This is a genomic window from Mammaliicoccus sp. JADD-157, assembly GCF_049310805.1.
Classification (GTDB): domain Bacteria; phylum Bacillota; class Bacilli; order Staphylococcales; family Staphylococcaceae; genus Mammaliicoccus; species Mammaliicoccus lentus.
Map to the genome: position 1 here is coordinate 343,880 of NZ_JBMOVZ010000002.1, position 24,043 is coordinate 367,922.

Genomic DNA, 24,043 nt, shown 5'->3' on the forward strand with positions numbered 1-24,043 from the left:
ATAAATTGACAGAACAATTCCGCTTTGCCTTTGATAACAAAAGATATCATACATGGAATTATCATTTAAAAAATAAATTTGGTGAAAAAATATTTAAAATAGCACTCGATGGTGGATTTGATTGTCCAAACCGAGATGGTACCGTTGCTCATGGTGGTTGTACTTTCTGTTCAGCTGCTGGTAGTGGTGACTTCGCTGGTAATAGAGCTGAACCAATTCATGTACAATTTAAAGAAATTAAAGATAAAATGCATGAAAAATGGTCTGAAGGTAAATATATCGCCTATTTCCAAGCTTTCACAAATACTCATGCCCCAGTCGAAGTGTTACGAGAAAAATACGAAGCAGCATTGTCTGAAAAAAATGTTGTAGGTTTATCTATAGCAACAAGACCAGATTGTTTACCTGATGATGTTGTTGAATATTTAGCTGAATTAAATGAACGTACATATTTATGGGTAGAATTAGGATTACAAACTGTGCATCAAGAAACTTCTGATCTTATAAATCGTGCACATGATATGAAATGCTACTATGAAGGTATAGAAAAATTAAGAAAGCATAACATCAACATATGTACACATATTATTAATGGTTTACCTGGTGAAGATTATAATATGATGATGGAAACAGCTAAAGAAGTAGCTCAAATGGATGTTCAAGGAATTAAAATCCACCTTCTACATTTATTAAAAGGTACGCCAATGGTTAAACAATATGAAAAAGGTATGCTTGAATTTATGACACAAGAAGATTATACAAATCTTGTTTGTGATCAATTAGAAATTTTACCAGAAGAAATGATTATTCATAGAATTACTGGGGATGGCCCTATTGATTTAATGGTTGGTCCAATGTGGAGCGTTAATAAATGGGAAGTATTGAATTCTATAGACAATGAATTAAAAGCGCGTGGGACAATGCAAGGTTCAAAATTCATTAAAGCTGAGAGCGTTCAATCATGATTGTAGAAGGAATATTGCCATTTGCTAGGCATTTAATTTCAAGTCATATAGATAAAAATAGTATCGTAGTTGATGCAACATGTGGTAATGGAAATGATACTTTATTTCTTGCCAATCAAGTAACAAACGGTCAAGTTTATGCTTTTGATATTCAAGAAGAAGCTATTAATAGTACTAAAGAAAAGACCCAAGCATTTAACAATATTCAATATTACTTAGAAGGACATGAAAAAGCTGCTGCCATCATTTCTACAGAACATACTAGTATCGACGCATCTATCTTTAATTTAGGCTATTTACCTAAAGGAGACAAAAGTATTACAACAAACTCAAATACTACCATATCAGCTATTCAATCATTATTTGAATTAACTAAAAAGAATGGCATTATTGTGCTTGTTGTTTATCCAGGGCATCCAGAAGGACAAATCGAATCAAATGATGTATTAAACTTTGTTAAAAATATAGATCAAAATGAAGCACATGTACTTAACTATCAATTTATTAACCAAAAGAATAATCCTCCATATATTATAGGTATAGAAAAAAGAAATTAATAAGAGAGCTAGGGATATATATCCCTAGCTCTTTTTTGAATATAACTTATAAAACAAGAGCTATTATTCCTTATTGGATTAACTATAACATTAACTTAAGAATGAACTTTTATCCCCTTGCTCAACTACAACTAATATAATAGAAGAGCCCGAAACAAATTCATGTCCCGGACTCTTTTTACATTTTATAAATTAAATAAGTGGAAGTATATGTAGTTTCGTTTAGATATTACATGTATTAACTATAGATTTGAATTGCTCTTCAAACAAAGTTTGTCTTTTTTTAATTTCCTCACAAGCATATTTAATTAAGTCATTTTTATGCTCGTCAAACTCTTGATTAACTTCTACGATAACTGTTCTTTCATCATCTTCCGGCCTTGTCTTTTTAATCCAACCTTTTTTAACTAAATTATTATATAACCTAGTTCTTTTATATGGTTTGATATCAATGTGTTCGTCCAATTCTTTTAAACTCATTGAACCTTTGTTCCATAAAACTACTAATGTTAAAAATTCTTCTTTTTCAATTTGAAATTCCTCTTCAATATTATCAAAAATATTATTTATATTTTTTTGAATATCATCTAATAAGATTAAGTCACTTATATCGCCCTCTTTATATCCCATAAGCTCTCCTCCAGTGTGTCATATAAATATAATATACCCACAATGATAGGTTTAAATCTTATTATGTATGATTATTATTTCTTATTCTTCATCTTCTATAAGTAAGCCTACGTAATGAATTCGGTTATTCATAAATGATATCAAGTATCTCATGACATTTTCTCGTTCAGGCTCATTGTGTATTTCATGATTTAAACCATGCCAAGATTTATAATAAAGCTCATTTGTATTAATGTGTCTTGCTACTGATTTAATAGAATCTAAGTCAGCAATTTTATCTTCTGTACCTGCCATCAATAGTAATGGAATAGATGATATATGTTGAAGATTTTCCATTGTCGTCTTCATCGTTTCTAAAATTGTCTTATACCAATGATAGCTAACTTTATTAAGCATTAAAGCATCGTTATTTGTATCATCGATTACTTCTTTATTTCTAGTTAAACTTTCAATAGTAATTCCAGCGTCAAATTTTGCATCTTTTGCAACTGTACCGAAGCTAGAAGCTAAAAAGTTTCTTCTTGTCGAAATATTTTGTTGAAAAGCTACTAATGGAGAAATAAGTAAAACACCTTCAACTTTTAAGTCTACTTTCTCTAATAAATTTAAAAGAATCAATCCACCTAATCCAACGCCTAAAGTGAAAACAGGTAAATGGTATTCCTCCGCTATTGATAACCATTCTAAAACTTGCTCATGATATTCTTCAAAATCATCTATGTGCCCTCTATGTACTCTTGAAGTTTGTCCTTGACCTCTTAAGTCACCCATAATAACGTGGTAACCTTCTCTACGTAGCTTTGTAATAACGAACGCGTAACGTCCAGTATGTTCAAGCATATTATGTACGATTACTACAATACCTTTAGCTTCTTTTTCAGTTTCCCATTTCCACATAATATATTACTCCTTTTACCTAAATAGCTACTTTTTTGTTAAACTTAGTATAACAAATTTTTTTAAAAGAATGGAGAATCTTGAATGATAAAATCTTTTAACAACAAAACACCTCAAATTGATTCTAGTAGTTATATTGCAGAAAATGCCACAATTATCGGGGATGTTGAAATAGGTAAAGAAAGTTCAGTTTGGTTCAATGCTGTTATTAGAGGTGATGTAGCACCTACAAAAATAGGCAATGGTGTTAATATTCAAGATTTAAGTTGTCTACACCAAAGTCCTGATCAACCATTAATAATAGAAGATAATGTTACAGTTGGACATAAAGCTACATTGCACTCTAGCATTATTCGCAAAAATGCACTGATAGGAATGGATTCTACTATATTGGATGGAGCTGAAATTGGAGAATATGCATTCATTGGCGCAGGTTCACTAGTACCACCTGGTAAGAAAATACCTCCGCGCACATTGGCATTTGGTAGACCAGCAAAAGTAATAAGAGAATTAACAGACGAAGACTATGAAGAACTAGACAGAATTAATCAATCATATATTGAAAAAGGAAAATTATATAAAGATAACCAATAATTTTTAACATTACACTGATAAAAAATGAAGACGATAAATTGAAGTTGTTGCTTGCGTTGCACGTGAACCGCGCCTTGCAACATTCACAATAAAAAAAAAGAGGCTGGGACATAAATACATGTCTCAGCCTCTTTTATTATAATGGCAGTAGCTGACTGGATTGAAAATGCGCTTATATCAAGCTTTTTCCAATCCTAGTCATCCTTGCCGGGGTGGGACTACGAAATCTATTTATTAAAATGAGATTTCTGTACCACTCCCTTTTTAATTTAAGCAATTTTAAATTTACTGTGCATATACGGTAACTTAACAACGATATAAGAAATTATAATTTCATAGAACATTGAGAAGAATTTTTGGAAGAAGAACAATACATTTTGAGATAGGATTATTCCAAGCCCCTGTCCACTAAATTGATATGTTACTAATAAAAAGTTATCTATTAAATTTAATACAATAACTGTTACAAATACTGTCCACGATTTCTTTGTTATCATAGCTATTAAAATTGCAATAACACTTATTAAAATAGGTTCAAATACGAATAACTGTAAAAAGCTATCTAACGGTTTCCCAAATATATAAAACGCCATATCCCTAAACATAACGATTACTCCTTTGTTAACAATTCTATTCTCATACATTGTAACACGTGACATGGCTATGTTTTATTAAGTTATTCTAAAGATTTAAACCATATCTTAACATTAAATTAATAATTGTATAAATTGAATCTTAACATTAACTTCGCAACAACTTCATAATCGAATGTTATATTGAAAATGTAAACAACGTCATGATTTAAAGGAGCATTAACCTATGCGTTTCTTTAAAAAATTCTTGTTATCTGTTCTAATACTTACGTTTCTCCCTCATGCCATTAGCATAGCATCTGAACCAATTTCTCCTACAATGGATCAAATTAAAGAATAACACCCTTTTCTAGGTTGTTATTTATGTTATTTTTATGTCTTTTTCTTTTATTAGTGTAAAAATATATTTTATTGGTATGAAAACGCTTAACTAAATTATATTATACATGATAGAATAAAAGAAAGAAGATATTTGATTAAGGAGGACTTGCTATGCCTGTCGTTAAAGATTTTTTTATTGCATTATCTAACAATAAGTTTATGAATGAATCAGCTAAGAGAATGGGTCCTGCACTTGGTGCGAAAAAGGTTGTAGCGGGAGTTGATATTGATTCAACAATCGATACAGTAGAGAAATTAAATGAAAGAGGAATTTCTTGTACGTTAGATAATTTAGGTGAGTTTGTAACTTCACGCCATGAAGCTTTAGAAGCACAACAAAATATCGTCGAAATAATGCGACGATGTTATAACGCTAATATTCAAGCACATGTTTCAATTAAGTTAACACAATTAGGGATTAATATTGATAAAGATTTTACTTATCAAAATACTCGGGAAATTTTATTAAAAGCTCAAGAATTTGATAATTCATTTGTTAACATAGATGCTGAAAAATTTGAAGACTTAGTTGGCATTACTGAAATACTTGATAAATTGAAAAATGAATTCAATAATGTCGGCACAGTAATTCAAGCATACTTACACGACGCAATGAATATTATGGATAAGTATCAAGATTTAAGGCTTCGCTTAGTAAAGGGTGCTTATAAAGAAGGCCCTCACATCGCTTATCAAACTAAAGAAGAAATAGATAGAAATTATATAAAGTTAATTGAACACAGACTGTTAACGGCTAATGCTTTTACATCTATTGCTACACATGATCACAACATTATTAATCATGTTAAACAATTTGTAAAAAACCATAATATCGATAAAAATTCATTTGAATTCCAAATGCTATACGGTTTCAGAACTGACTATGCATATGAATTAGCTGACGAAGGATACAACTTTACTATGTATGTACCATTCGGGGAAGATTGGTTCGGTTATTTCATGCGCCGTTTAGCAGAGAGACCTCAAAATATTAATCTAATGCTATTAGATATATTCAGTGCAAAAAACAAAAAGACATTTATCACGGGAGCGGCAGGAGTTGCAGCTGCATCATTGTTAACAATTGGTAGTATTGCATTGTTTAAGAAAAACAAATAAAACAATAATCATTACACGGTTTTAATTATATTTAATAGAAAAACTCCTAATACATCGGTTTATAACCAACATGTTAGGAGTTTTTTTATGAACTATTTTATATTGTTTTTTCTATATTTTTTAATAAGTTAGCCATTTCAATAGCTGCTAGAGCTGCATCTCCACCTTTATTACCAGCTTTTGTACCTGCTCTTTCTATTGCTTGTTCTATTGTTTCCGTAGTTATAACACCAAAGATAACAGGTATATCTGTTGTATCACTTACTTTAGATACGCCTTTTGCTACTTCATTACATACGTAATCATAATGTGTTGTTGCGCCTCTAATTACACAGCCTAATGTAATGACAGCATCATAATTCCCTGAGTTAGCTAATTTTTTAGCTACTAATGGAATTTCAAAAGCACCCGGAACATAAGCTACATGTACATTTTCTTCTTCGACATTATGTCTAATTAAAGTATCTTTTGCACCGTCTAATAGTCTTCCTGTAATAAAATCATTAAATCTACCTACTACAATTGCTATTTTTAATTCTGATCCATTCATTTTACCTTCAAATTTCATTTAAATTCTCTCCATTTCAATTATAATAAATGACCCATTTTTTCTTTTTTTGTATCAATATAAGATTGATTATTAACGTTAGGATTCATCACTACTGGTATTCGTTCTGTTATTGTAATACCTAAGTCGTTTAGCTGTTGAAACTTATCTGGATTATTGCTAATCAGTTTAATACGATTTATATTAAAATATTTCAATATATGAATAGCTTCTGTATAATCTCTTAAATCCGCTTCAAACCCTAAAGCTTTATTAGCTGTGATTGTATCGTAACCTTGTTCAATTAATTCATATGCCTTTAATTTATTAATTAAACCAATACCTCTACCTTCTTGTGGTAAATATAAAATAATACCACCATGCTCTTTGATGTATTTCATCGCATACTCAAGTTGTTCACCACAATCACATCTCGCACTGTGAAAAATATCTCCAGTTAAACAAGCTGAATGAATACGAACGTTCGTATCATTTTTTATGTCACCTGAAGTAATCGCTAAATATTCTTTGTCGTCCAATTGTGATGAAAAACCATACATATCAAATTCTCCAAAAGATGTTGGCAATTTGATTTTCGATTCAAATTGTACGATTTGATCATGTTTTTTTCTATATTTTACTAAGTCTTCTATCGTTATCATTTTCAAATCATGTTCTAATTTAAATGTATATAGTTCTTCACGGTTAGACATAGTTCCATCATCATTCATTATTTCACAAATTGCACCAGCTGGTTTTGCGTCAGTTAATTTTGCTAAATCTATACAAGCTTCCGTATGCCCTATTCTTTCAAGCACACCATTGTCTTTCGCAATTAACGGAAAAACATGTCCTGGTTTAACAAAAGCATCGCCGGAACTTTCACTGATTAACGCTTTAATTGTATCCGTTCTTTCAAATGCACTAATACCAGTAGTTGTAGATATGTGATCAACACTTACAGTAAAAGCTGTTTTGAATTTATCATTAGTACTTGTCATAAGGTGTAAATCAAGTTGAGTTGCAATCTGTTGACTAATAGGCGCACAAATTAATCCTCTAGCAAATTTAGCCATAAAATTAATTGTATCAACAGTTAAATATTCTGATACTGCTATTAAGTCGCCTTCATTTTCTCTATCTTCATCATCCACTACAATAACAGGTTTGCCTAACTTCAAATCTTCTAATGCCGCTTCAATACTATCAAACATAGTTAGCCTCCTAAAATCCAAAATTCAGTAATTTTTCTTGTGATAATTGACTGTTATTTTGATTCGTTATTTTTTGAACATATTTAAACAATAAATCCGTTTCTATGTGTACAGAATCACCTTGTTTTTTATTTACAAAAATCGTACGTAATCTTGTTTCAGGTATGAGATGAATTTCAAATGAATTTTGATTTAACTTGAATATCGTTAAACTTACTCCATCTACAGTTATCGAACCTTTATCAATCATTTGATTTAATAATGATTCATCTACATTAATTTCGATTAACCATTCATCATTTCTTTTAGTGATGCGCTTTATAATACCTTTGCCATCAACATGTCCACTAACGAAATGTCCTCCGAATCTTCCATTCGCTAACATTGCACGTTCCAGATTCACTTGATCATTTACCGTAAGATTTTCTAAATATGTCACAGAAATTGTGCCTGTAATTACTTCAACTTTAAATAATGAATCATTTCGTTCTGTAACAGTTAAACAAACACCATTGACACTTACTGAATCTCCTAGTGACAAATCATCACATATTTCTGGAGCTTGTATTGATAATGACTTTACACCACTTTTTGTGCTCACATTTTTAATCGTACCTACTGTTTCAATTATTCCTGTAAACATACACTCACTACTTTCTTAAAATTAATTTAAGATCTTCGTCAATGATTTCTGTTGATATAAATTTAAACTGTTTAATTTTGGATAAAGGATAAACATCATTTGTTTGATAAAATTGATATTTGCCTTGACCACCAATTACTTTCGGGGCTTGATAAATAATTAATTGGTCAGCTAAATCTTGTTCTATAAATTGACTAACAAGTGTTGGTCCTGCTTCTACTAAAACACTCGCGTAACCTAATTTATATAGAAGTTGAAGCATGTTTTCTAAATTTGATAAATCACTTTTATATAACTCAATATTTTGTGTGTCTTTAATTTCAAAATTTGGGTGGTTTGTTACTACTATTGCAGGATTATCTCGATCTTTGAAAATTTGTAAATCTTCATCGAAAGAAGACTGTTGGGATAAAACAATGCGTTTTGGCTCTTTGAAGTTTGGTTTTCGTGATGTTAGTAGCGGGTTATCTTCTCTCACTGTGCCGCCACCCGTAATAATTGCATCATTTTCACTTCTTAAATGAAGTACATCTTCTTTCACTGCTTTACATGTAATCCATTTACTTTCCTTAAAATCAGTAGCAACTTTCCCATCTAGACTAGTTGATATTTTTAATGTTACAAAAGGTGTCTTCTTCTTTTGTTGAATAAAAAATTCTTTATATAATTCCTCCGCTCTACTTGAAGGCGAATGTATTACTTCTACTCCTGCCTCTTCAAGCATATCGTGTCCACTTTTACTCAGTGATCCATCTTTCACAGCATATTCTACTCTAGAAATACCACTTTCTATTATTGCTTTAGAACACGGCGGTGTTAAACCATAGTGTGAACACGGTTCAAGAGAAACATATATTGTTGCACCTTCTGCTTCTTTACCAGCCATATTAAGTGCTTGAATTTCGGCGTGTGCTTCACCTTTTTTTAAATGAGCACCAAAACCGATAATTCTATTATCTTTTACGATAACAGCACCAACAGAGGGATTCGTACTAGTTTGTCCTTTTAATTGTTCAGCTAATTGAATAGCAAATTCTAAATATTGATTCATTTATATACCTCCTAAAAATGAAAAAAAGACACCGAAAATTAACATTTCGGTGTCTTGGGAGTAAAAAATGTATCAAGAAATAAGCCTTTAATAGATTAAAGACAAAAACATTTTTGTATAACGAAATAAGCGTATTGTATACGCTTCGTCTATTCTTTCTCCCATCCAGACTATACTGTCGGCTTCAGATTTTCACTGAATCAGCCACAAATGCTAAGCAAATGCAGGTCGCGGGCTTGATTTACCGCCGGTTGGGAATTTCACCCTGCCCCGAAAGAATATTATTAAATTATAATCATCAGTAATCACTGATGACCATATTCTATACTAAAATAGTATGGTTTACAAATATATTACTAAATTTAATATATTTATTTATTTTTCTTCTTTTTCGACTTTTTCTTTTTATTATTATTTTTTAAGTTTCTTTCTTCTAGTTCAATATATAAATCATTAACGGCTCTAACTGTTTCATCCACTAATAATGAAACGCCATTAACATCAAAATTTACACCACTTGTAATTTGTCCTATTGCTTTTAAATTTGGCATTGTTCCATATTTAGGGCTAATTATTTCATTAGAATATGGCACTACTAAAATACCACCAAAAGGATGAGGCGCAATGATTTGTTTATTTTCTAAACCTTTTATAAAATGCTCATCCTCATTTAATTCAGATAAATGCATTTTAGGACCTGTTGCATTAATAACATAGTGATAACTATCTTCATTTTCACTATTTTTATATTTTAGTCTAAATTTCCCATAATATTTACGAACGTTTTCTAATCCTTCTTTTACAACTACATCTCCACTTTCTATCCATTCAATTAATTGTTTAGCTGAAGATTGTGGCATGGGGTTAGCGTTTCTTTTAAAATGCTGACCGTATTTAGATAAAAATGTTTCTTTATCTTTTATAGTCATTGCGTTCCATAGTGGAATCATATTATGTTTTACTTCTTCAACAAAGGATTGGAAGTGCCCAACTTCGTCTTCATGCTTTAAATCATATTTTATATTGATTACATTATCTTTTTTAAATCGATGTAACATTTTCTTTAAATCAATATTTTGATATGCACACTCTTTTTTAAACAATTCTTCTATTTCAAATAATGGTGCTATTCCTTTATGAATTTTTTTGATTTTTTCTACTTCTTCAACACAAATATACTTTAATTTAATATGATGATTAATACCACGAACTGTAGGAAACTGAGCATGTCTAGAAGTCACTACAATCGGAAATTGTTTATGGTTTTCCATAACATATCGAATAACATCAACTGAACTTAATCCAGTACCAATAATAGCAATATCGTCATTTTCTTTAACGCCTCTCAAAGATTGTACAGTTGGATAAGGTGATTCTATATATCCTTTCACACCTTTTAATTTATAAGGATCTTTGTAAGGTAAAGTTCCAATCGTCATAAAAACATAATCATATTTTTGACATACCGCTTCATTATCTTCTATATAACAAATATCTATTTTATATTGTCCTCGCTCATCTTTAATTTCTTCAACATAGCAACTATCAACTTTGTATTTGTGAACGAAGATATTATCATATTTGTTTAAAATATTATGTAAAATAGATTTCATATAATGACCAAAAACTAATCTTGGTAAATACTTTGCTTTTCCATAATTAAAAATGTCATTGTTTTTATACCATTTTTTAAAATCTTTTTCGTCATCTGGATCTAATGACATTTGATTAGCCGGAAGATTAATAAGTAAACGATCGCTATCATTTTGAAATGGCTTCCCCATCCCCATGTCTTCTGAACTATCAAAAATATCCACGGTGATGTTTTTAAAATTTTTATGTTTAGTCAATTGGTTTAAAGTGCTTACGCCAGCAGTTCCCATACCTATAATTGCTACTTTCAAATTTTTCTCCTCCAAAATAACACAGTTTATAATACTTTAATTTTACCATTAGTATTTAAAATAAATGTATGATTTCTCTATTCTTTATATTATATTATTACCTCATTTCAAATTTCTAACCGTAATATGCCTTAAACACTATTGTCCATGCACTATATGCAAGATTTTAGCATACGATTTCTTGTCACTTTTTTATTCTTTACATATATGACAATATTCTTACTTTAATATTTTTCGCGATTTTACGCTTTTTATAAATTTTCTTATTTTTTGTAATATTCGCTTTTCAAAAACCTTAGCACATGTAAATTTTATAAATATGCAAATAATATGCTATAATGATAAACGTTGTTATTTTACATATTAAAATAAAGGAGAAGTGTTATGTTATCAATACAAGACTTAACTAAAGTTTATCGTGGCGGTAAAAAAGCTGTAGATAGTATCAGTATGGAAATTGAATCTGGTGAATTTATAGCATTTATTGGTACGAGTGGTAGCGGTAAAACTACTGCTTTAAGAATGATTAATCGCATGATTGAACCCACTGGTGGAACAATCACTTTAAACGGGAAAGATTTAAGCAAGATGAATGCAGTAAGTTTAAGAAGAAGTGTAGGATATGTCATTCAACAAATTGGTTTAATGCCACATATGACAATTCGCGAAAATATTGTTCTAGTTCCTAAATTATTAAAATGGAATAAAGAAGAAAAAGAAAAGAAAGCAAAAGAGCTTATTAATTTAGTTGATTTACCTGAAAGCTATTTAGATTTATATCCCTCTCAATTATCTGGAGGACAACAACAACGTATAGGTGTCGTTAGAGCACTAGCAGCAGATCAAGACATTATCCTTATGGATGAGCCGTTTGGTGCCTTGGACCCTATTACGAGAGATACACTCCAAGATCTTGTCAAAACGCTACAACATAAACTAGGAAAAACAATTATCTTCGTAACACACGATATGGATGAAGCTATTAAGTTAGCAGATAGAATTTGTATCATGTCTGAAGGAGAAATTGTTCAATTTGATACACCTAATAACATTCTTAAACACCCAGCTAATGATTTCGTTAGTGAATTTATCGGTCAAAATAGATTGATACAAGATAGACCTAACTTAAAAGTTGTAGATGACGCTATGATTAGTGCTATTACAATTACTTCTGAAAAAACAATAGACGAAGCTGTAACATTAATGCGTGATAGACGTGTCGATGTTCTATTTGTTACGAATCTCAAAGGTAAATTAGTAGGTTGTATTGACATTGAAGACTTAAATGAAGGCTATCGAAAAGGTAGCGATATTATCGATATGATGGACCGAAATGTTTACACTGTTAAAACAGGTACGATGCTTCAAGATTCAGTGCGTACAATACTTAAGAGAAACGTTAGATTAATTCCTGTTGTCGATAACCAAAACTTAATCAAAGGTGTTATAACAAGAGCTAGCCTTGTTGATATAGTTTATGATTCAATTTGGGGATTAAATGAAGAAGAAGCAAAAACAAGTGATATTAAATAAGGAGTGAACAATTGTGATAGAATTTCTTCAAGTTAATGGACAAGAGCTATTTCAAAAAACAATAGAACACTTCTATATCTCTTTCGTTGCGCTTTTACTAGCAATGGTTGTTTCAATACCTTTAGGCATCGTGTTAACACGAACGAAAAAACTTGCCAAAATAGTATTGTCAATAGCTAGTGTTCTACAAACCGTACCATCTTTAGCGGTATTAGCAATTATGATACCTTTCTTAGGGGTCGGTAAATTACCTGCAATTATTGCATTATTTATTTATATTTTATTACCTATTCTAAACAATACGTACATAGGCATTAATAATGTTGATAAAAATGTTAAAGGTGCCGGCATTAGTATGGGAATGACTAAATTCCAAGAAATGTATATGGTTGAACTCCCTCTAGCCATTTCTGTAATCATGAGTGGTATACGCTTATCTAGTGTATATGCTATCAGTTGGGCAACTTTAGCAAGTTTCATAGGAGCAGGTGGTTTAGGTGACTTTATCTTTAACGGGTTAAACCTATATCAACCAGACCTAATAATCGGTGGTGCAATTGCGGTTACAGCAATCGCGCTAATTATGGATTTTGTACTTTCTAAATTCGAAGAATGGGTTACACCTAAAGGGTTAAAAGTTTCAAGATAAGGAGGAAACATAAACATGAAAAAATATTTTAAATTGTTTATTCCGATAGTTACGCTAACAGTAATTTTATCCGGATGTTCCCTACCTTTTCTTGGAGGAACTGGTGATAAAAACTCTGTAAAAATCGGAATGCAAAACACAAGTGAATCACAAATAATAGGTCATATAGATAGACTAATGATTGAACATGAAGCAAAAAAAGATAATGTTAACGAAAATAATATTCAAATGATTAATAATTTAGGTTCTTCAACTGTTACATTCAACGCAATGAATACAGGTGACGCTAATATATCCAGTGCACGTTACACAGGTACAGATTTAACTGGCGCTTTAAACATGGATCCTATTACAGATCCTGATAAAGCTTTGAAAGTTGTAAGAAAAGCTTTCGATGAAGATTATAATCAAAAATGGTACGGTTCATATGGATTCGAAAATACTTATGCCATGATGGTTACAAAAGAAACAGCTGAGAAATATAACCTTAAAAAGGTATCAGATATGAAAAATGTTGCAGATAAATTAGAGGCAGGCGTAGACTCTTCTTGGATGAAACGACCTGGTGATGGTTATCCTGCTTTCAAAGAAAAATATGGTTTTGACTTCAAACGTACAAGACCTATGCAAATCGGTTTAGTATATGATGCATTAAATACTGGAAAAATGGATGTAGTCCTTGGATATACAACTGATGGTAGAATCGCAAGTTATGACTTAGTTGTATTAGAAGACGACTTACGTTTCTTCCCTCCATATGATGCAAGTCCTCTAGTTACTGAAGAATTAATTAAAGAAAAACCTTATGTAGATAGAGCGATGAAAAAACTTGAAGGAAAAATTTCAACTGAACAAATGCAAAAATTAAACTACGAAGCTGATAATAACTTAAAAGAACCAGCTGTAGTTGCTGAAGAATTCCTTAAGAAACATAATTATTTTGACGACGAAAAGGACGGTGAGTAAATTGACTAATGGAAATGTATTAACACAATTAATTGAATACTATAAGTATAATGGTGGTTATATTTTTCAACTATTCTTAGACCATTTACTCATTTCTGTTTATGGCGTATTATTTGCGGTTATAGTAGGTGTACCATTAGGTATTATTATTGCAAGATATTCTAAATTATCAGGTTTCATCATAACTTTAGCAAATATCATACAAACCGTACCTGCTTTAGCACTATTAGCTATTTTAATGCTAGTTATGGGATTGGGTTCAAATACAGTTGTTATGACTGTCTTCCTATATGCCCTACTCCCTATCATCAAAAATACTTATACTGGTATTAAAAACGTAGATAGCGGAATCAAAGACGCAGGTAAAGGTATGGGAATGACTTCTAAACAAGTATTAACGATGGTCGAACTACCATTATCACTTTCCGTAATGATTGGTGGTATAAGAATTGCGTTTGTAATCGCAATAGGTGTTACAGCTATAGGATCATTCATCGGCTCTTCATCCCTTGGTGATATAATCATTAGAGGTACAAATGCTACAGACGGTACATCACTTATCCTAGCTGGTGCAATTCCAACAGCTTTACTAGCAGTACTAAGTGATATTGTGTTAGGGTATATAGAAAGAAAATTAGATCCTACTAAACGTAAGCAAAAGGAACCTCAACCACAAACACTTTCGGAGTGATAAAATGAAATTTATATTAAAAATACTCGTTGCATTTCTTGCAATATTAATACTTTCACCCAAGAAAAAACTTAAATAAATGTAATAAAATGGACATAAATATAATAATTTTTGCAATTAAATTATATTTAATGTTACCATGTTTAAAACAAGGGAGGAAGCCAAATGAAATTCAGAGTATTAGGCAGTTTATTTTTATCTTCATCTCTATTATTAGCAGCTTGTGGAAATAGCGGTGATGATGATTCAGGAAAGAAAACTGAAAAAAAAGAAGAAACTAAAAGTGCTAGTCAAGTAATATCTGATTTACAAGACAATGCTAAAGACGTTAAAAGTTATCATACAGATAATGCGATTGCAATGAAACCTAAAGACGGTGAATCACAAAAAGTCAAAGTCGGCATGGATGTTGACGAAAAAGAAACAGCAAAACTAGTAACAAATCAAGCCGGTCAAGAAATGACGATTTACGTACAAGGTAAAAAAATGGTAGCTAAAGCGAACGATCAATGGATAGATTTATCATCTCAAGTAGATAACATGGATATAGACAGTTCATTAGATCAATTAAACTATGAAAAATACGTTAAATCATTAGATGGATTCAAAGATGCTAAAGCTAAAAAAGTCGATGATGGATATGAATTAAAATATAACATCAAAAATAAAGAAGACTTCAAAAAATTAGCTAGCTCATCAGGTAATAAAGACCAACTTGAACAATTTGAAGATCAAATTGATGACGTTTCTGGTGATGCAGTTCTTAAAGTAAATAAAGATAATGAAATTGAATCATATATTTTAGATTCTAAACTTAAAAAAGACAAAGATACAGCAAACATCAAGACAAAAGTTACTTATGATAAAATCAATGATATAGATGAAATTAAAATTCCAGACGAAGCAAAAGATGCTAAGAAAATAGAAGACTTACAAAAAGAGCAATCTTCTGATCAGAAATCTTCTGAAAGTTCAAATTCAGAAGAAGCATCATAATATAACGATAGAAAGTCCGAGGCATATATAATATGTCTCGGACTTTTTTAATTATATTAGCAGTATATAATTGGACTAACAATACGCTTATATCAAGTGTTTCGATATTAGGCATCTGTTGCTATCTAGACATACTCTTATCGGATTAAGCATGATATTTTAGCTCACATGGACACTATCTTCTACTAAAATTGATTTATCATATAAAAAACAGCCAATCCTTTTCCTGGATTGGCTGTTTTTATAGAGTTAGATTTTATTTTCTAACCTCTTCTTGTTCTAATTTTTTATCTAATTCTTTTATAGAAAGTGATTTATCAGTATCTTTATATTTATAAACAATATAGTACTTACCTTCTGTTTTTAAATCTGAATAGAATTCTGCAATAATACGTGCGTTACTTTGTGCCCATTTAATATCCGTTGCATATTGATGTACACCTGGCTTCTCAGGATTCCATCTCATACTATATAAAGTATTTTGCTCTGGATTTGATAAATAGTGATCATGAATAAACTTAGCACCGCCTGATATTGCTTTATGTGGGGTATCCCAACCTTTTTTCTTAGCATATCTAGCTCCAGTACCTATTGGATCTTCATCTAATGCGCCTACACCATAGAAATTGTAGTATTTCTTACCATCAGATTCTTCTTTAGAATTTGTCACTTTTCCTTTATCCGTTAATAATACACCATTAGCTAGTTTACTCTTATTATTACCTGTTTCTAAAATAGCATGACTAATTAAGTACACCTCATTAACATGTTCTTGTTTAGCAGCATCTAAAAATTGATTTGAGTATTTCTCAAGTGCTCCTCTTTCTCTTAGCATGTGGTGGAATCTTTTTTCATCAATACCTTGATACTCTGATAAATTTAAAAACTGATAAACTTGTTTTTTATCATTTAGTATCTTTTCAACATCCATTACATCATGTATTTCACTTCTTGACGCATTCTTCCAATTGCCTGACTCTGTTGCTACCTGCATTTTCGTATCATTTTTATATTGTTTTTCAACGGCTTTACTTAAAGTTAGTGGTACCTCTACATTTTCTTCTTGTTTATCTACTTCGTAAAACTTTAAATGATTTGAAATTAAATAATAGAACAGGCCAACAATTATTGCTAAAACTAATAATAATACGACTATATTTTTAATTGTTTCTAGCCTGGCATTCTTCATCGTTTCACCTCTAAATTTGTAAACTTATAACCGATATCATTTTGATTAACTATTTTTAAAAAGTTTACCTCTTATATTTTAAAGGATTACAACGGAATATTCAAAATTTAAATTATTAAGTTTTAATTACTATTATATTTCAATTCAAATAAAAAAAGCAGACATACTTTAAAAGCATGTTTGCTTATTTATAAGGTGTATAGTCCATGAAAATAAATGACATTGCAGCTGATCTATTTTTATAGTTGTAATGACTTAGATTGATTGTTCCTTCTTCTTCGCCATTTCTATAATTCATAAATCGGTTTACATTGTTAATCATTACAAAATCAGCATTATCTCTAATATTATTTAGTTCATTATTTCTCGCAAAAAAATGTTCTAAATTTAAGTGTTCATAATCCATAAGATGAACCTCCTAGTCTTTGCCCCAATAAAACATATGTCCATATATATCCAAATATACACGTTATTATGGCAATTGTAAATCATTTAAACGTATAATTTTTAATGTACTTTTTTATGTTTTATTTCGGCTATATTTTTATATTTTTTACGTAAATTTACGTTTTATTTTGTTTAATCTATATTAGACCTTTATATATGTTGTTTTCAAATTAAACGCTTGTTCCTAAATTATATATAATTAGTACATCCGGAAATACTAGTGTGCATGCCCACAAAAAGAGGCAATCATGTTAGACAAGCAATTCAATTTGAATTATAAAAAATACGAAAAGATGATACATCACCTTTTGCATCAACACCAAATTAAATATCATTACGATGATTACTTTCAACTTATGGTTATAAAACTATGGGATTTATTAAAATCCTATGATGAATCGAAATCTACAAATCAGGAAAAATACATTTATTTAAAGTTAAAGTATTATTTAATCGATTGTCTAAGGAAAAATATTAAAGAAATAAACCGCTTTTTGCCTACGTCTGATTATACACTACTTGATCAATCGTACAGTGATTTTTATCAATATGAATTATATAGCTTATTGGAGATTTTAAATGAAGAGGAGTTGACTTGGCTCAATTTAACATTACAAGGTTTTTCTACAAACGAAATAGGCCTATATATGAATAAGAGTCCTTCATCAATTAAAAGATATAGAAAATCAACTAGAGAAAAATTGAAATCGGAATTCTTATTTTAGATTTTAACAATGAGCTATACACTGTCAGCATTTATATATAAAATATTAAATGTTAGGAGGTGTAGTTACTGAAGACATTAATTTGTGCAGACATGACCTTTTTAAAGCGTTCAGAAAATCCTATATATAAATACCAAATAGAATATATACAGCATCCAATCCAATACACTAACCTTTCTGTTAAAACACTTATAGACGATGCTTTAAAAATTGAAGGTGCTAATATGCGCACTCGCGAACAATATGCTAAATATATTTTGAAAGTTTATAAACTTATTCCTCTCATGATTTATGCTACACAAGACTTTGTTCTATTCCCTACTACATCAAAATCTCACTTCGATTATATGTTAATCAATGCTAAACAAATACAATATATTGAACCACTGTCATATAATACAGAAATAAAATTTAAGAATAATAATACTATCAATATAGATCAAGATTATCATCTGATCAGTAAAAAGTTTGGTGAATCCTTAAGACTCATACACTACCAAAAATATCATTTAAGGATTTAAAAAAGAGTGGGCATATGAAATCTTATAATAAAATTAGACTCATTACCCACTCTCTTTAAAATGCATTTTATTATTTTGTTAATTTACTACTTACACCAGAAAGTAAAGCTTGATAAGCACTATTAAAGAAAGTTAGTAAAACTTCATCTCTTCTCATAATGCTTTCTAAGTCTTCCTCATAAATTAAAAAGCTACCATCTTTACCATTGTATTCAGCATAAGAAGGTTCAACTTGTTTTAAATTTATTTTATCTTTTTTAAATGGGTTAATCTTGAGAACATAGTATGGCGACTCTCTATACTTATCTCCAAAATAATAACATAATGAAACTGTATATTCATCATTACCTTCAACATAAAAAATAGAAGTAACGTCAAATTTATCCCAGAATAAACCTGTTTTTACATCTTTAATATTTCTTGAATGTAGAAATTGATAATGATCGTATTGTGCTTGTTGCATCAAGCGAAGTGCATGATAAGCTATTTTAGGATTAAAAGTACGTTCTTTATCATCCTTATCTAATGTTGTTTCATAAGGAATGTTATAAGGTTTAGTATTAATTTTAATTGTTATATCATGTTCTTCTAATATTTCGAAAATAAATTCATAATATTCCTGAATTGTTTGTCCTGTTTTTATTAGTAATGAGTGCTCTTCTTTGTCTACTTTCACAACCAATGTTTGATCCAATAAATCTAAAGTTATTTCAAATTCATGGCCATTACTTTGTAATACACCTGTTGATAAACCCACTTGATTAACTGTCAGCATGACATGTTTATATAATGGCTCTGGTTCTTTTGTTTCTATACAACACTTACCCATTATTTGTGCTATATATCTTATAGTTGCTCGTGTTTCACGCCACTCGTCAAAATATAATAAACTCATTCATGACACCCCCTACATATGCTACGATAAATCTTTGAGCCATTTGGCTATTAGTATTCTTTTTGTGAAGTAAGCATTTACCCACTTTATGCCTTTATAACCAATGAAAAGTAATACGACACCTAGAATGATGTATAGTAGCTGAAATAATAGCGCCTCACTTAAAGGTTTTGTGAAGTATAAAGTGAATGTACCTAATATTAACAATGCTGCCGTAATGAGAATACCTACCATGAGGACATTACCAAATAATAGCCCTCCTAACGTCATAGCTTTATCTATTGAACTTGGTGGTTTAGCTTTATCTATAATTTCTTTCTCAAGAAAATTAGAAACAAAATGACTAGGTTTACCATGTTGCTCTAATAGATTTTCATTGCTATTAAGCATCTCTGTAGCAACTTCTTTTTCTTTATTGTTTATAAACCACAATTTTTTATAAACAACCGATTTATATTGTTCGTTATTCATGCAACACCTCTAAATGTCATTAGTAAATTTATTATAACATTAATCAATATACGTTGGGATTAAATTAATCTTAGATTTAAACTATTAATTAAAAACTATTTTATGCTCGTTCAATATAACGTTCTATAATTTCTTCAGCCTTTACATTCTTATCTAAAATATTTATATGACTAAAGTCCAAGTCTTTTGTAATATCATGTGTTATAACAATAACATCCATTCCAGCATCAACAGCTGCTTGAGCTCCATTAGGTGTATCCTCAATTGCTAAGCACTTATCAGGTTCTACGTTTAATTCATGAGCTGCCTGAATATATAATTCCGGATTAGGTTTTACAAATGCTACATCTTCTCTTCCTTTTATAACATTTATATTTTTATTCAACTCTAAACGTTCAACGTTATGTATTATATCTTTTTTGTAACTACTAGTAGCAATACCCATCTTCAAATTAGTTTCCACACTATAATCGTATAATTTTTTAACTTCTGGTTTTAGTGGTAAATTGTATGTGCCTTTATAATGATCTTCAAACATTTCTTTTAATGCGGTTTCTGAACCTAGTGCATTAAATATTCTTTCATCTAATTCTTTTGATACTGATCCGATTGAGGCTTTATATTCATCTAAAGATATAGGTGGATTTTTATAATTTTCAATATGCTTATTTAGTGTATTAAATAAATGAATCTCTGTATCTATAATTGTACCGTCAAAATCGAAAATAATTGCTTCGTACATATTTAACACTCCATTCTAAAAAAATAAAAGTCACGAAATCGTGACTTATTTGCATTTTATAAACCTTCTGATTTTAGAGTTAACTCTAAACGATCGATAATATTCTCCAATTGTATAATACTTAACCCTTTTTCTTTAGCAATTGCTTCTTGATTAGATGCTAAATATTGGACAATAAGTTGTAAAGGGACAATTGCTCCACACTTTTTATTATCCTCATTAATAATAAATACCCCGTCTGATTTACTTAAATTTAAATCTTGTTGTTCTTCTGAACTAAGATCGCCTTGAAAGTAAACTTCACCATGCTCAAAATTTTGATATTTTCTTTCTTCTAAACTTATAACGGCTTCGTGTATACTTTCTTGATTTAAGCCTTTATAAAATTTATTTATTATATTTTTTCGACTTTTTTTGTCATTGATTAAAGTTACATTTGTAAGCACAGTAATTCACCTCATCTCATTTATTCAATTTTAACATTTTATTCTGAATTTTTAGAGTGTTTTAATATTACATTTTGGATACATTTATTACACGGCTTTTTCTAAATTCACTAAAGTTTCATAATTTTCCACTTTTTCATATTGTATTTATTTTCTTGAAGTTATACCTTTAACTAGGCGAGAATAAATAAAGGAATTGGGGATGTTATTGTGAAACAAGTTTATAACCCATTAAGACGTTTACATTTTTACGCAGCGTTTTTTATTACACCTTTACTTCTAACTTTATCTTTAACAGGCATTGGTTATTTATTTTTTACTAATGTAGAGAATCATATATATGAGGATGAATTTTTCTCAAATAGCGAAACAAGAGGTCATCAATCATTAGATGGTGCAGTTAAAGAAATACAAGAAGTTTATAAAGGATACGAAATTAAAAAAATAAGTATTATGGATGAACCATACAATAACCGTGTCACAATCGGTAATGATAAAGGAGACTCTAGATACATATTTTTAGATGAACATAATCAAAGAGTGGCTAATCAAAATGCTAAATTCACTTATTCAAATGTACTTAGAGAATTACACAGCTCTTTATTTGTTGGTGGTACAATCGTAAATTATTTAGTTGAATTAGCAGCATGTTGGACAATCTTTATGATACTATCTGGTGTTTATTTAACTTTCAAATCAAAAGCATTAAAGAATCCTAAAAAGAAAAACGCATTCTTATTTAATAGACGACTACATGCAATAGTTGGATTAATCATAGCTATACCTATTTTTATAGTCGTCTTAACAGGCTTACCTTGGTCGGCGTTTATGGGAAAACAAATTAATCAGTTTGCTGAGGACCATCCAAAGTTAGGGTATACAGCATTAAAATCTAACCCTCCAAAATCTGAGGATAACGAATTACCTTGGGCAACTAGAACTAAAGAAAAACCCAAATCGGAAAAGGATGCACATGCAGAGCATCATGGTAATTCAACAAGTATGATTGGTACAAATGGTCAACAAAGCTTAGAGAATATTATAACTCAAAGTAAACAAGATGGCATTAAAGAACCCTTCTCAGTAGTATATCCAGGAGATAAAGATGGGGTCTTCACTGTTTCTAAAAGCAGTAACAGTGGTGTAACTGGTCTAGACGTCCCACCTAAAGAAGAAACTACAGCTTATTATGATCAATATTCTAGCAAACAATTAGGTAAAGTTGACTATCAAGATTATGGAATTGTAGGAAAATGGTTTAGTTATGGTATTCCGCTTCACGAAGGTCATCTGTTCGGTACAGCAAATAAAGTAATGAATTTACTAGTTTGCATCACATTCATAGGCGGCATAGTATTAGGTTTTATCACTTGGATGAAACGACGAAAAACTGGTACCTTTGGCGCTCCTCCAATTGTTAAAGGAAAGTGGTCACTTGGATTAATAATACCACTAGTGTTGTTAGGCATAATAATGCCGTTGTTTGGAGCTTCATTAGTGATTGTAGCAATAGTTGAATTTATATTATGGAAAAAAACTCAAAAAACCGTTACCTAAATATATCTAATAAAAAATAAGCATATTACTTTCAAACTGAGATAATCAGTTAAGTGATATGCTTATTTATTTTGAGTTAGAATCTATGTCCCGAACTCAATCTTTATAATAAATATTATTAATGGCTTTCATCATAATCATTACAAACCGCTTCTAATAAATATCTTAATTCATCATCATCCATATCATCTGGTACTCTCACTTTTATTAAATGGTTTTGATTTGTTATGACATGAAAGTAATGATGATCATTTTCATAGCCTTTTCCTAATATTTGCATGCATAACATCCCCTTTTGTTTTTTTTGAACGCTATGACCATAATATACCATATTGATATGATTATTATTATGAATTAGTTTTAATTTATAGTAAATAACACAAGAATCAATCTATACTTTTGATTATCTTAGCTGGATTTCCTCCGACTACTTTATTAGAAGGAACGTTTTTAATCACTACTGCTCCAGAGGCAATTACTACATTATCACCGATAGTGACTCCAGGATTAACAACAACACTACCACCAATCCAAACATTATCCCCAATTACTATGGGTTTAGCAAATTCTAATCCGGAATTTCTTTCACCTGGATCAATTGGGTGTGTGGCTGTGTATAATCCTACATTAGGGCCAAACATACAATTATCACCGATATGTATTGTAGAAACATCTAACATTGTACAGTTGTAGTTAGAATAAAAGTTTTCTCCTATAAAAATATTATATCCATAATCAACATTAAATAGTGGATTAATTTCAAAGTTTTCTTTATAACCACCTAATAATCTTTGTAGTACTTTTTTTCTTTTGTCTTTTTCTTTAATCGGTAATTGGTTAAACTCATATGTTAATTCGCGTGCTTTTTTTCTATCTTCTACTAATTCATTGTCACTCGGTAAATATAAATCTCCTCTTATCATTTTCTCTTTTTCAGACATATTATCGTTCCTTTCTATTAATGAAACATCATTTTACCTTATACATTTAATATAAACAAATAGAGAGTAAGACTAGGATTGAAAAAATATTTCAATCCAATCAACAATTGCCAATATAACTAAAGATCTAGGGGTATAAATCCAAATAACAACCTTCTTATTGGATTTTCTACCATATT

28 protein-coding genes and 1 riboswitch are annotated in these 24,043 nt (G+C 30.2%); of the genes, 12 read left to right on the plus strand and 16 right to left on the minus strand.

The genetic code is table 11. From position 1 onward, the window contains the following. Positions 1–5: 5 nt before the first annotated feature. On the plus strand, positions 6–965 hold the full coding sequence (locus ACO6VN_RS08180) for a TIGR01212 family radical SAM protein (protein WP_017000066.1): 960 nt from the start codon (positions 6–8) through the stop codon (positions 963–965). Further along, positions 962–1,522 carry a class I SAM-dependent methyltransferase gene (locus tag ACO6VN_RS08185; RefSeq protein ID WP_064205231.1) on the plus strand — a complete coding sequence of 187 codons (561 nt, stop codon included), beginning with the start codon at positions 962–964 and terminating at the stop codon, positions 1,520–1,522. Before ACO6VN_RS08180 ends, ACO6VN_RS08185 begins: the two co-directional genes overlap by 4 nt. A gap of 222 nt (positions 1,523–1,744) precedes the next feature. On the opposite strand, the gene ACO6VN_RS08190 is transcribed toward ACO6VN_RS08185, so the two are convergent. Both ACO6VN_RS08190 and ACO6VN_RS08195 read right to left on the minus strand, forming a co-directional pair. Next, positions 1,745–2,152: a transcriptional regulator, SarA/Rot family gene (locus ACO6VN_RS08190; protein ID WP_017000064.1), complete on the minus strand. Its 408-nt coding sequence runs from the start codon at positions 2,150–2,152 to the stop codon at positions 1,745–1,747. Between the two features lie 81 nt (positions 2,153–2,233). Further along, positions 2,234–3,049, minus strand: coding sequence for an alpha/beta fold hydrolase (locus ACO6VN_RS08195; RefSeq protein WP_064205230.1), 816 nt, complete (start codon positions 3,047–3,049; stop codon positions 2,234–2,236). Between the two features lie 84 nt (positions 3,050–3,133). Between ACO6VN_RS08195 and ACO6VN_RS08200 the strand changes: the two genes are divergently transcribed. Next, the gene (locus ACO6VN_RS08200) at positions 3,134–3,643 is read left to right on the plus strand and encodes a gamma carbonic anhydrase family protein (protein ID WP_064205229.1); all 510 of its coding nucleotides are present in this window, start codon (positions 3,134–3,136) and stop codon (positions 3,641–3,643) included. Between the two features lie 269 nt (positions 3,644–3,912). Here ACO6VN_RS08200 and ACO6VN_RS08205 read toward each other — a convergent pair whose 3' ends face one another. Next, positions 3,913–4,248 carry a hypothetical protein gene (locus ACO6VN_RS08205; RefSeq protein WP_064205370.1) on the minus strand — a complete coding sequence of 112 codons (336 nt, stop codon included), beginning with the start codon at positions 4,246–4,248 and terminating at the stop codon, positions 3,913–3,915. Positions 4,249–4,728: 480 nt separating this feature from the next. Between ACO6VN_RS08205 and ACO6VN_RS08210 the strand changes: the two genes are divergently transcribed. After that, the gene (locus ACO6VN_RS08210; protein ID WP_064205369.1) at positions 4,729–5,736 is read left to right on the plus strand and encodes a proline dehydrogenase family protein; all 1,008 of its coding nucleotides are present in this window, start codon (positions 4,729–4,731) and stop codon (positions 5,734–5,736) included. A gap of 97 nt (positions 5,737–5,833) precedes the next feature. On the opposite strand, the gene ribE is transcribed toward ACO6VN_RS08210, so the two are convergent. From ribE to ACO6VN_RS08235, 5 genes are all read right to left on the minus strand, one after another. Then, entirely contained in the window at positions 5,834–6,304 is a 471-nt protein-coding gene (gene ribE / locus ACO6VN_RS08215; protein WP_017000835.1) for a 6,7-dimethyl-8-ribityllumazine synthase, read from the minus strand. Positions 6,305–6,324: 20 nt separating this feature from the next. Next, the gene (locus ACO6VN_RS08220; protein WP_017000836.1) at positions 6,325–7,497 is read right to left on the minus strand and encodes a bifunctional 3,4-dihydroxy-2-butanone-4-phosphate synthase/GTP cyclohydrolase II; all 1,173 of its coding nucleotides are present in this window, start codon (positions 7,495–7,497) and stop codon (positions 6,325–6,327) included. 10 nt (positions 7,498–7,507) lie between these two features. Beyond that, positions 7,508–8,140 (minus strand): riboflavin synthase, encoded by a 633-nt coding sequence (locus ACO6VN_RS08225; RefSeq protein WP_017000837.1) that lies wholly within the window; start codon positions 8,138–8,140, stop codon positions 7,508–7,510. Between the two features lie 7 nt (positions 8,141–8,147). After that, the gene (gene ribD / locus ACO6VN_RS08230) at positions 8,148–9,191 is read right to left on the minus strand and encodes a bifunctional diaminohydroxyphosphoribosylaminopyrimidine deaminase/5-amino-6-(5-phosphoribosylamino)uracil reductase RibD (protein WP_017000838.1); all 1,044 of its coding nucleotides are present in this window, start codon (positions 9,189–9,191) and stop codon (positions 8,148–8,150) included. A 149-nt stretch (positions 9,192–9,340) separates the two neighbouring features. Continuing rightward, positions 9,341–9,473: riboswitch (FMN riboswitch) on the minus strand. 89 nt (positions 9,474–9,562) lie between these two features. Continuing rightward, complete coding sequence (locus ACO6VN_RS08235) at positions 9,563–11,095, minus strand: FAD/NAD(P)-binding protein (RefSeq protein ID WP_422404458.1); 1,533 nt, start codon at positions 11,093–11,095, stop codon at positions 9,563–9,565. A gap of 384 nt (positions 11,096–11,479) precedes the next feature. Here ACO6VN_RS08235 and ACO6VN_RS08240 point away from each other — a divergent pair, with 384 nt between their 5' ends. The 5 genes from ACO6VN_RS08240 (at position 11,480) to ACO6VN_RS08260 (ending at position 15,930) form a co-directional block, all read left to right on the plus strand. Then, positions 11,480–12,628, plus strand: a complete 1,149-nt coding sequence (locus tag ACO6VN_RS08240) for a betaine/proline/choline family ABC transporter ATP-binding protein (RefSeq protein ID WP_017000840.1) — start codon at positions 11,480–11,482, stop codon at positions 12,626–12,628. 13 nt (positions 12,629–12,641) lie between these two features. Further along, positions 12,642–13,277, plus strand: a complete 636-nt coding sequence (locus ACO6VN_RS08245) for an ABC transporter permease (protein WP_017000841.1) — start codon at positions 12,642–12,644, stop codon at positions 13,275–13,277. 15 nt (positions 13,278–13,292) lie between these two features. Further along, the gene (locus ACO6VN_RS08250) at positions 13,293–14,243 is read left to right on the plus strand and encodes an osmoprotectant ABC transporter substrate-binding protein (RefSeq protein ID WP_017000842.1); all 951 of its coding nucleotides are present in this window, start codon (positions 13,293–13,295) and stop codon (positions 14,241–14,243) included. A 1-nt stretch (position 14,244) separates the two neighbouring features. Continuing rightward, positions 14,245–14,934, plus strand: coding sequence for an ABC transporter permease (locus tag ACO6VN_RS08255; RefSeq protein ID WP_017000843.1), 690 nt, complete (start codon positions 14,245–14,247; stop codon positions 14,932–14,934). 165 nt (positions 14,935–15,099) lie between these two features. Further along, positions 15,100–15,930 carry a DUF6612 family protein gene (locus tag ACO6VN_RS08260; protein ID WP_064205365.1) on the plus strand — a complete coding sequence of 277 codons (831 nt, stop codon included), beginning with the start codon at positions 15,100–15,102 and terminating at the stop codon, positions 15,928–15,930. Positions 15,931–16,186: 256 nt separating this feature from the next. On the opposite strand, the gene ACO6VN_RS08265 is transcribed toward ACO6VN_RS08260, so the two are convergent. Both ACO6VN_RS08265 and ACO6VN_RS08270 read right to left on the minus strand, forming a co-directional pair. After that, complete coding sequence (locus ACO6VN_RS08265) at positions 16,187–17,119, minus strand: N-acetylglucosaminidase (RefSeq protein ID WP_017000845.1); 933 nt, start codon at positions 17,117–17,119, stop codon at positions 16,187–16,189. A 184-nt stretch (positions 17,120–17,303) separates the two neighbouring features. After that, positions 17,304–17,525 (minus strand): hypothetical protein, encoded by a 222-nt coding sequence (locus ACO6VN_RS08270; RefSeq protein WP_017000846.1) that lies wholly within the window; start codon positions 17,523–17,525, stop codon positions 17,304–17,306. Positions 17,526–17,814: 289 nt separating this feature from the next. Between ACO6VN_RS08270 and ACO6VN_RS08275 the strand changes: the two genes are divergently transcribed. Then, positions 17,815–18,291, plus strand: a complete 477-nt coding sequence (locus tag ACO6VN_RS08275) for a sigma-70 family RNA polymerase sigma factor (protein WP_017000847.1) — start codon at positions 17,815–17,817, stop codon at positions 18,289–18,291. 92 nt (positions 18,292–18,383) lie between these two features. Beyond that, the gene (locus ACO6VN_RS08280; protein WP_422404459.1) at positions 18,384–18,812 is read left to right on the plus strand and encodes a competence protein ComK; all 429 of its coding nucleotides are present in this window, start codon (positions 18,384–18,386) and stop codon (positions 18,810–18,812) included. A 70-nt stretch (positions 18,813–18,882) separates the two neighbouring features. On the opposite strand, the gene ACO6VN_RS08285 is transcribed toward ACO6VN_RS08280, so the two are convergent. The 4 genes from ACO6VN_RS08285 to ACO6VN_RS08300 form a co-directional block, all read right to left on the minus strand. Next, entirely contained in the window at positions 18,883–19,707 is an 825-nt protein-coding gene (locus ACO6VN_RS08285; RefSeq protein WP_017000849.1) for a DUF5996 family protein, read from the minus strand. A 21-nt stretch (positions 19,708–19,728) separates the two neighbouring features. Further along, entirely contained in the window at positions 19,729–20,178 is a 450-nt protein-coding gene (locus tag ACO6VN_RS08290) for a hypothetical protein (protein ID WP_017000850.1), read from the minus strand. A gap of 100 nt (positions 20,179–20,278) precedes the next feature. Next, positions 20,279–20,920, minus strand: a complete 642-nt coding sequence (locus tag ACO6VN_RS08295) for an HAD family hydrolase (RefSeq protein WP_216683586.1) — start codon at positions 20,918–20,920, stop codon at positions 20,279–20,281. A 56-nt stretch (positions 20,921–20,976) separates the two neighbouring features. Beyond that, on the minus strand, positions 20,977–21,366 hold the full coding sequence (locus ACO6VN_RS08300) for a hypothetical protein (RefSeq protein ID WP_017000852.1): 390 nt from the start codon (positions 21,364–21,366) through the stop codon (positions 20,977–20,979). A 210-nt stretch (positions 21,367–21,576) separates the two neighbouring features. Here ACO6VN_RS08300 and ACO6VN_RS08305 point away from each other — a divergent pair, with 210 nt between their 5' ends. Beyond that, positions 21,577–22,923, plus strand: a complete 1,347-nt coding sequence (locus ACO6VN_RS08305) for a PepSY-associated TM helix domain-containing protein (protein WP_422404460.1) — start codon at positions 21,577–21,579, stop codon at positions 22,921–22,923. A gap of 118 nt (positions 22,924–23,041) precedes the next feature. Here ACO6VN_RS08305 and ACO6VN_RS08310 read toward each other — a convergent pair whose 3' ends face one another. Then, complete coding sequence (locus ACO6VN_RS08310; protein ID WP_017001124.1) at positions 23,042–23,203, minus strand: hypothetical protein; 162 nt, start codon at positions 23,201–23,203, stop codon at positions 23,042–23,044. Between the two features lie 106 nt (positions 23,204–23,309). Beyond that, the gene (locus tag ACO6VN_RS08315) at positions 23,310–23,864 is read right to left on the minus strand and encodes a sugar O-acetyltransferase (RefSeq protein WP_194201392.1); all 555 of its coding nucleotides are present in this window, start codon (positions 23,862–23,864) and stop codon (positions 23,310–23,312) included. Between the last annotated feature and the right edge of the window lie 179 nt (positions 23,865–24,043).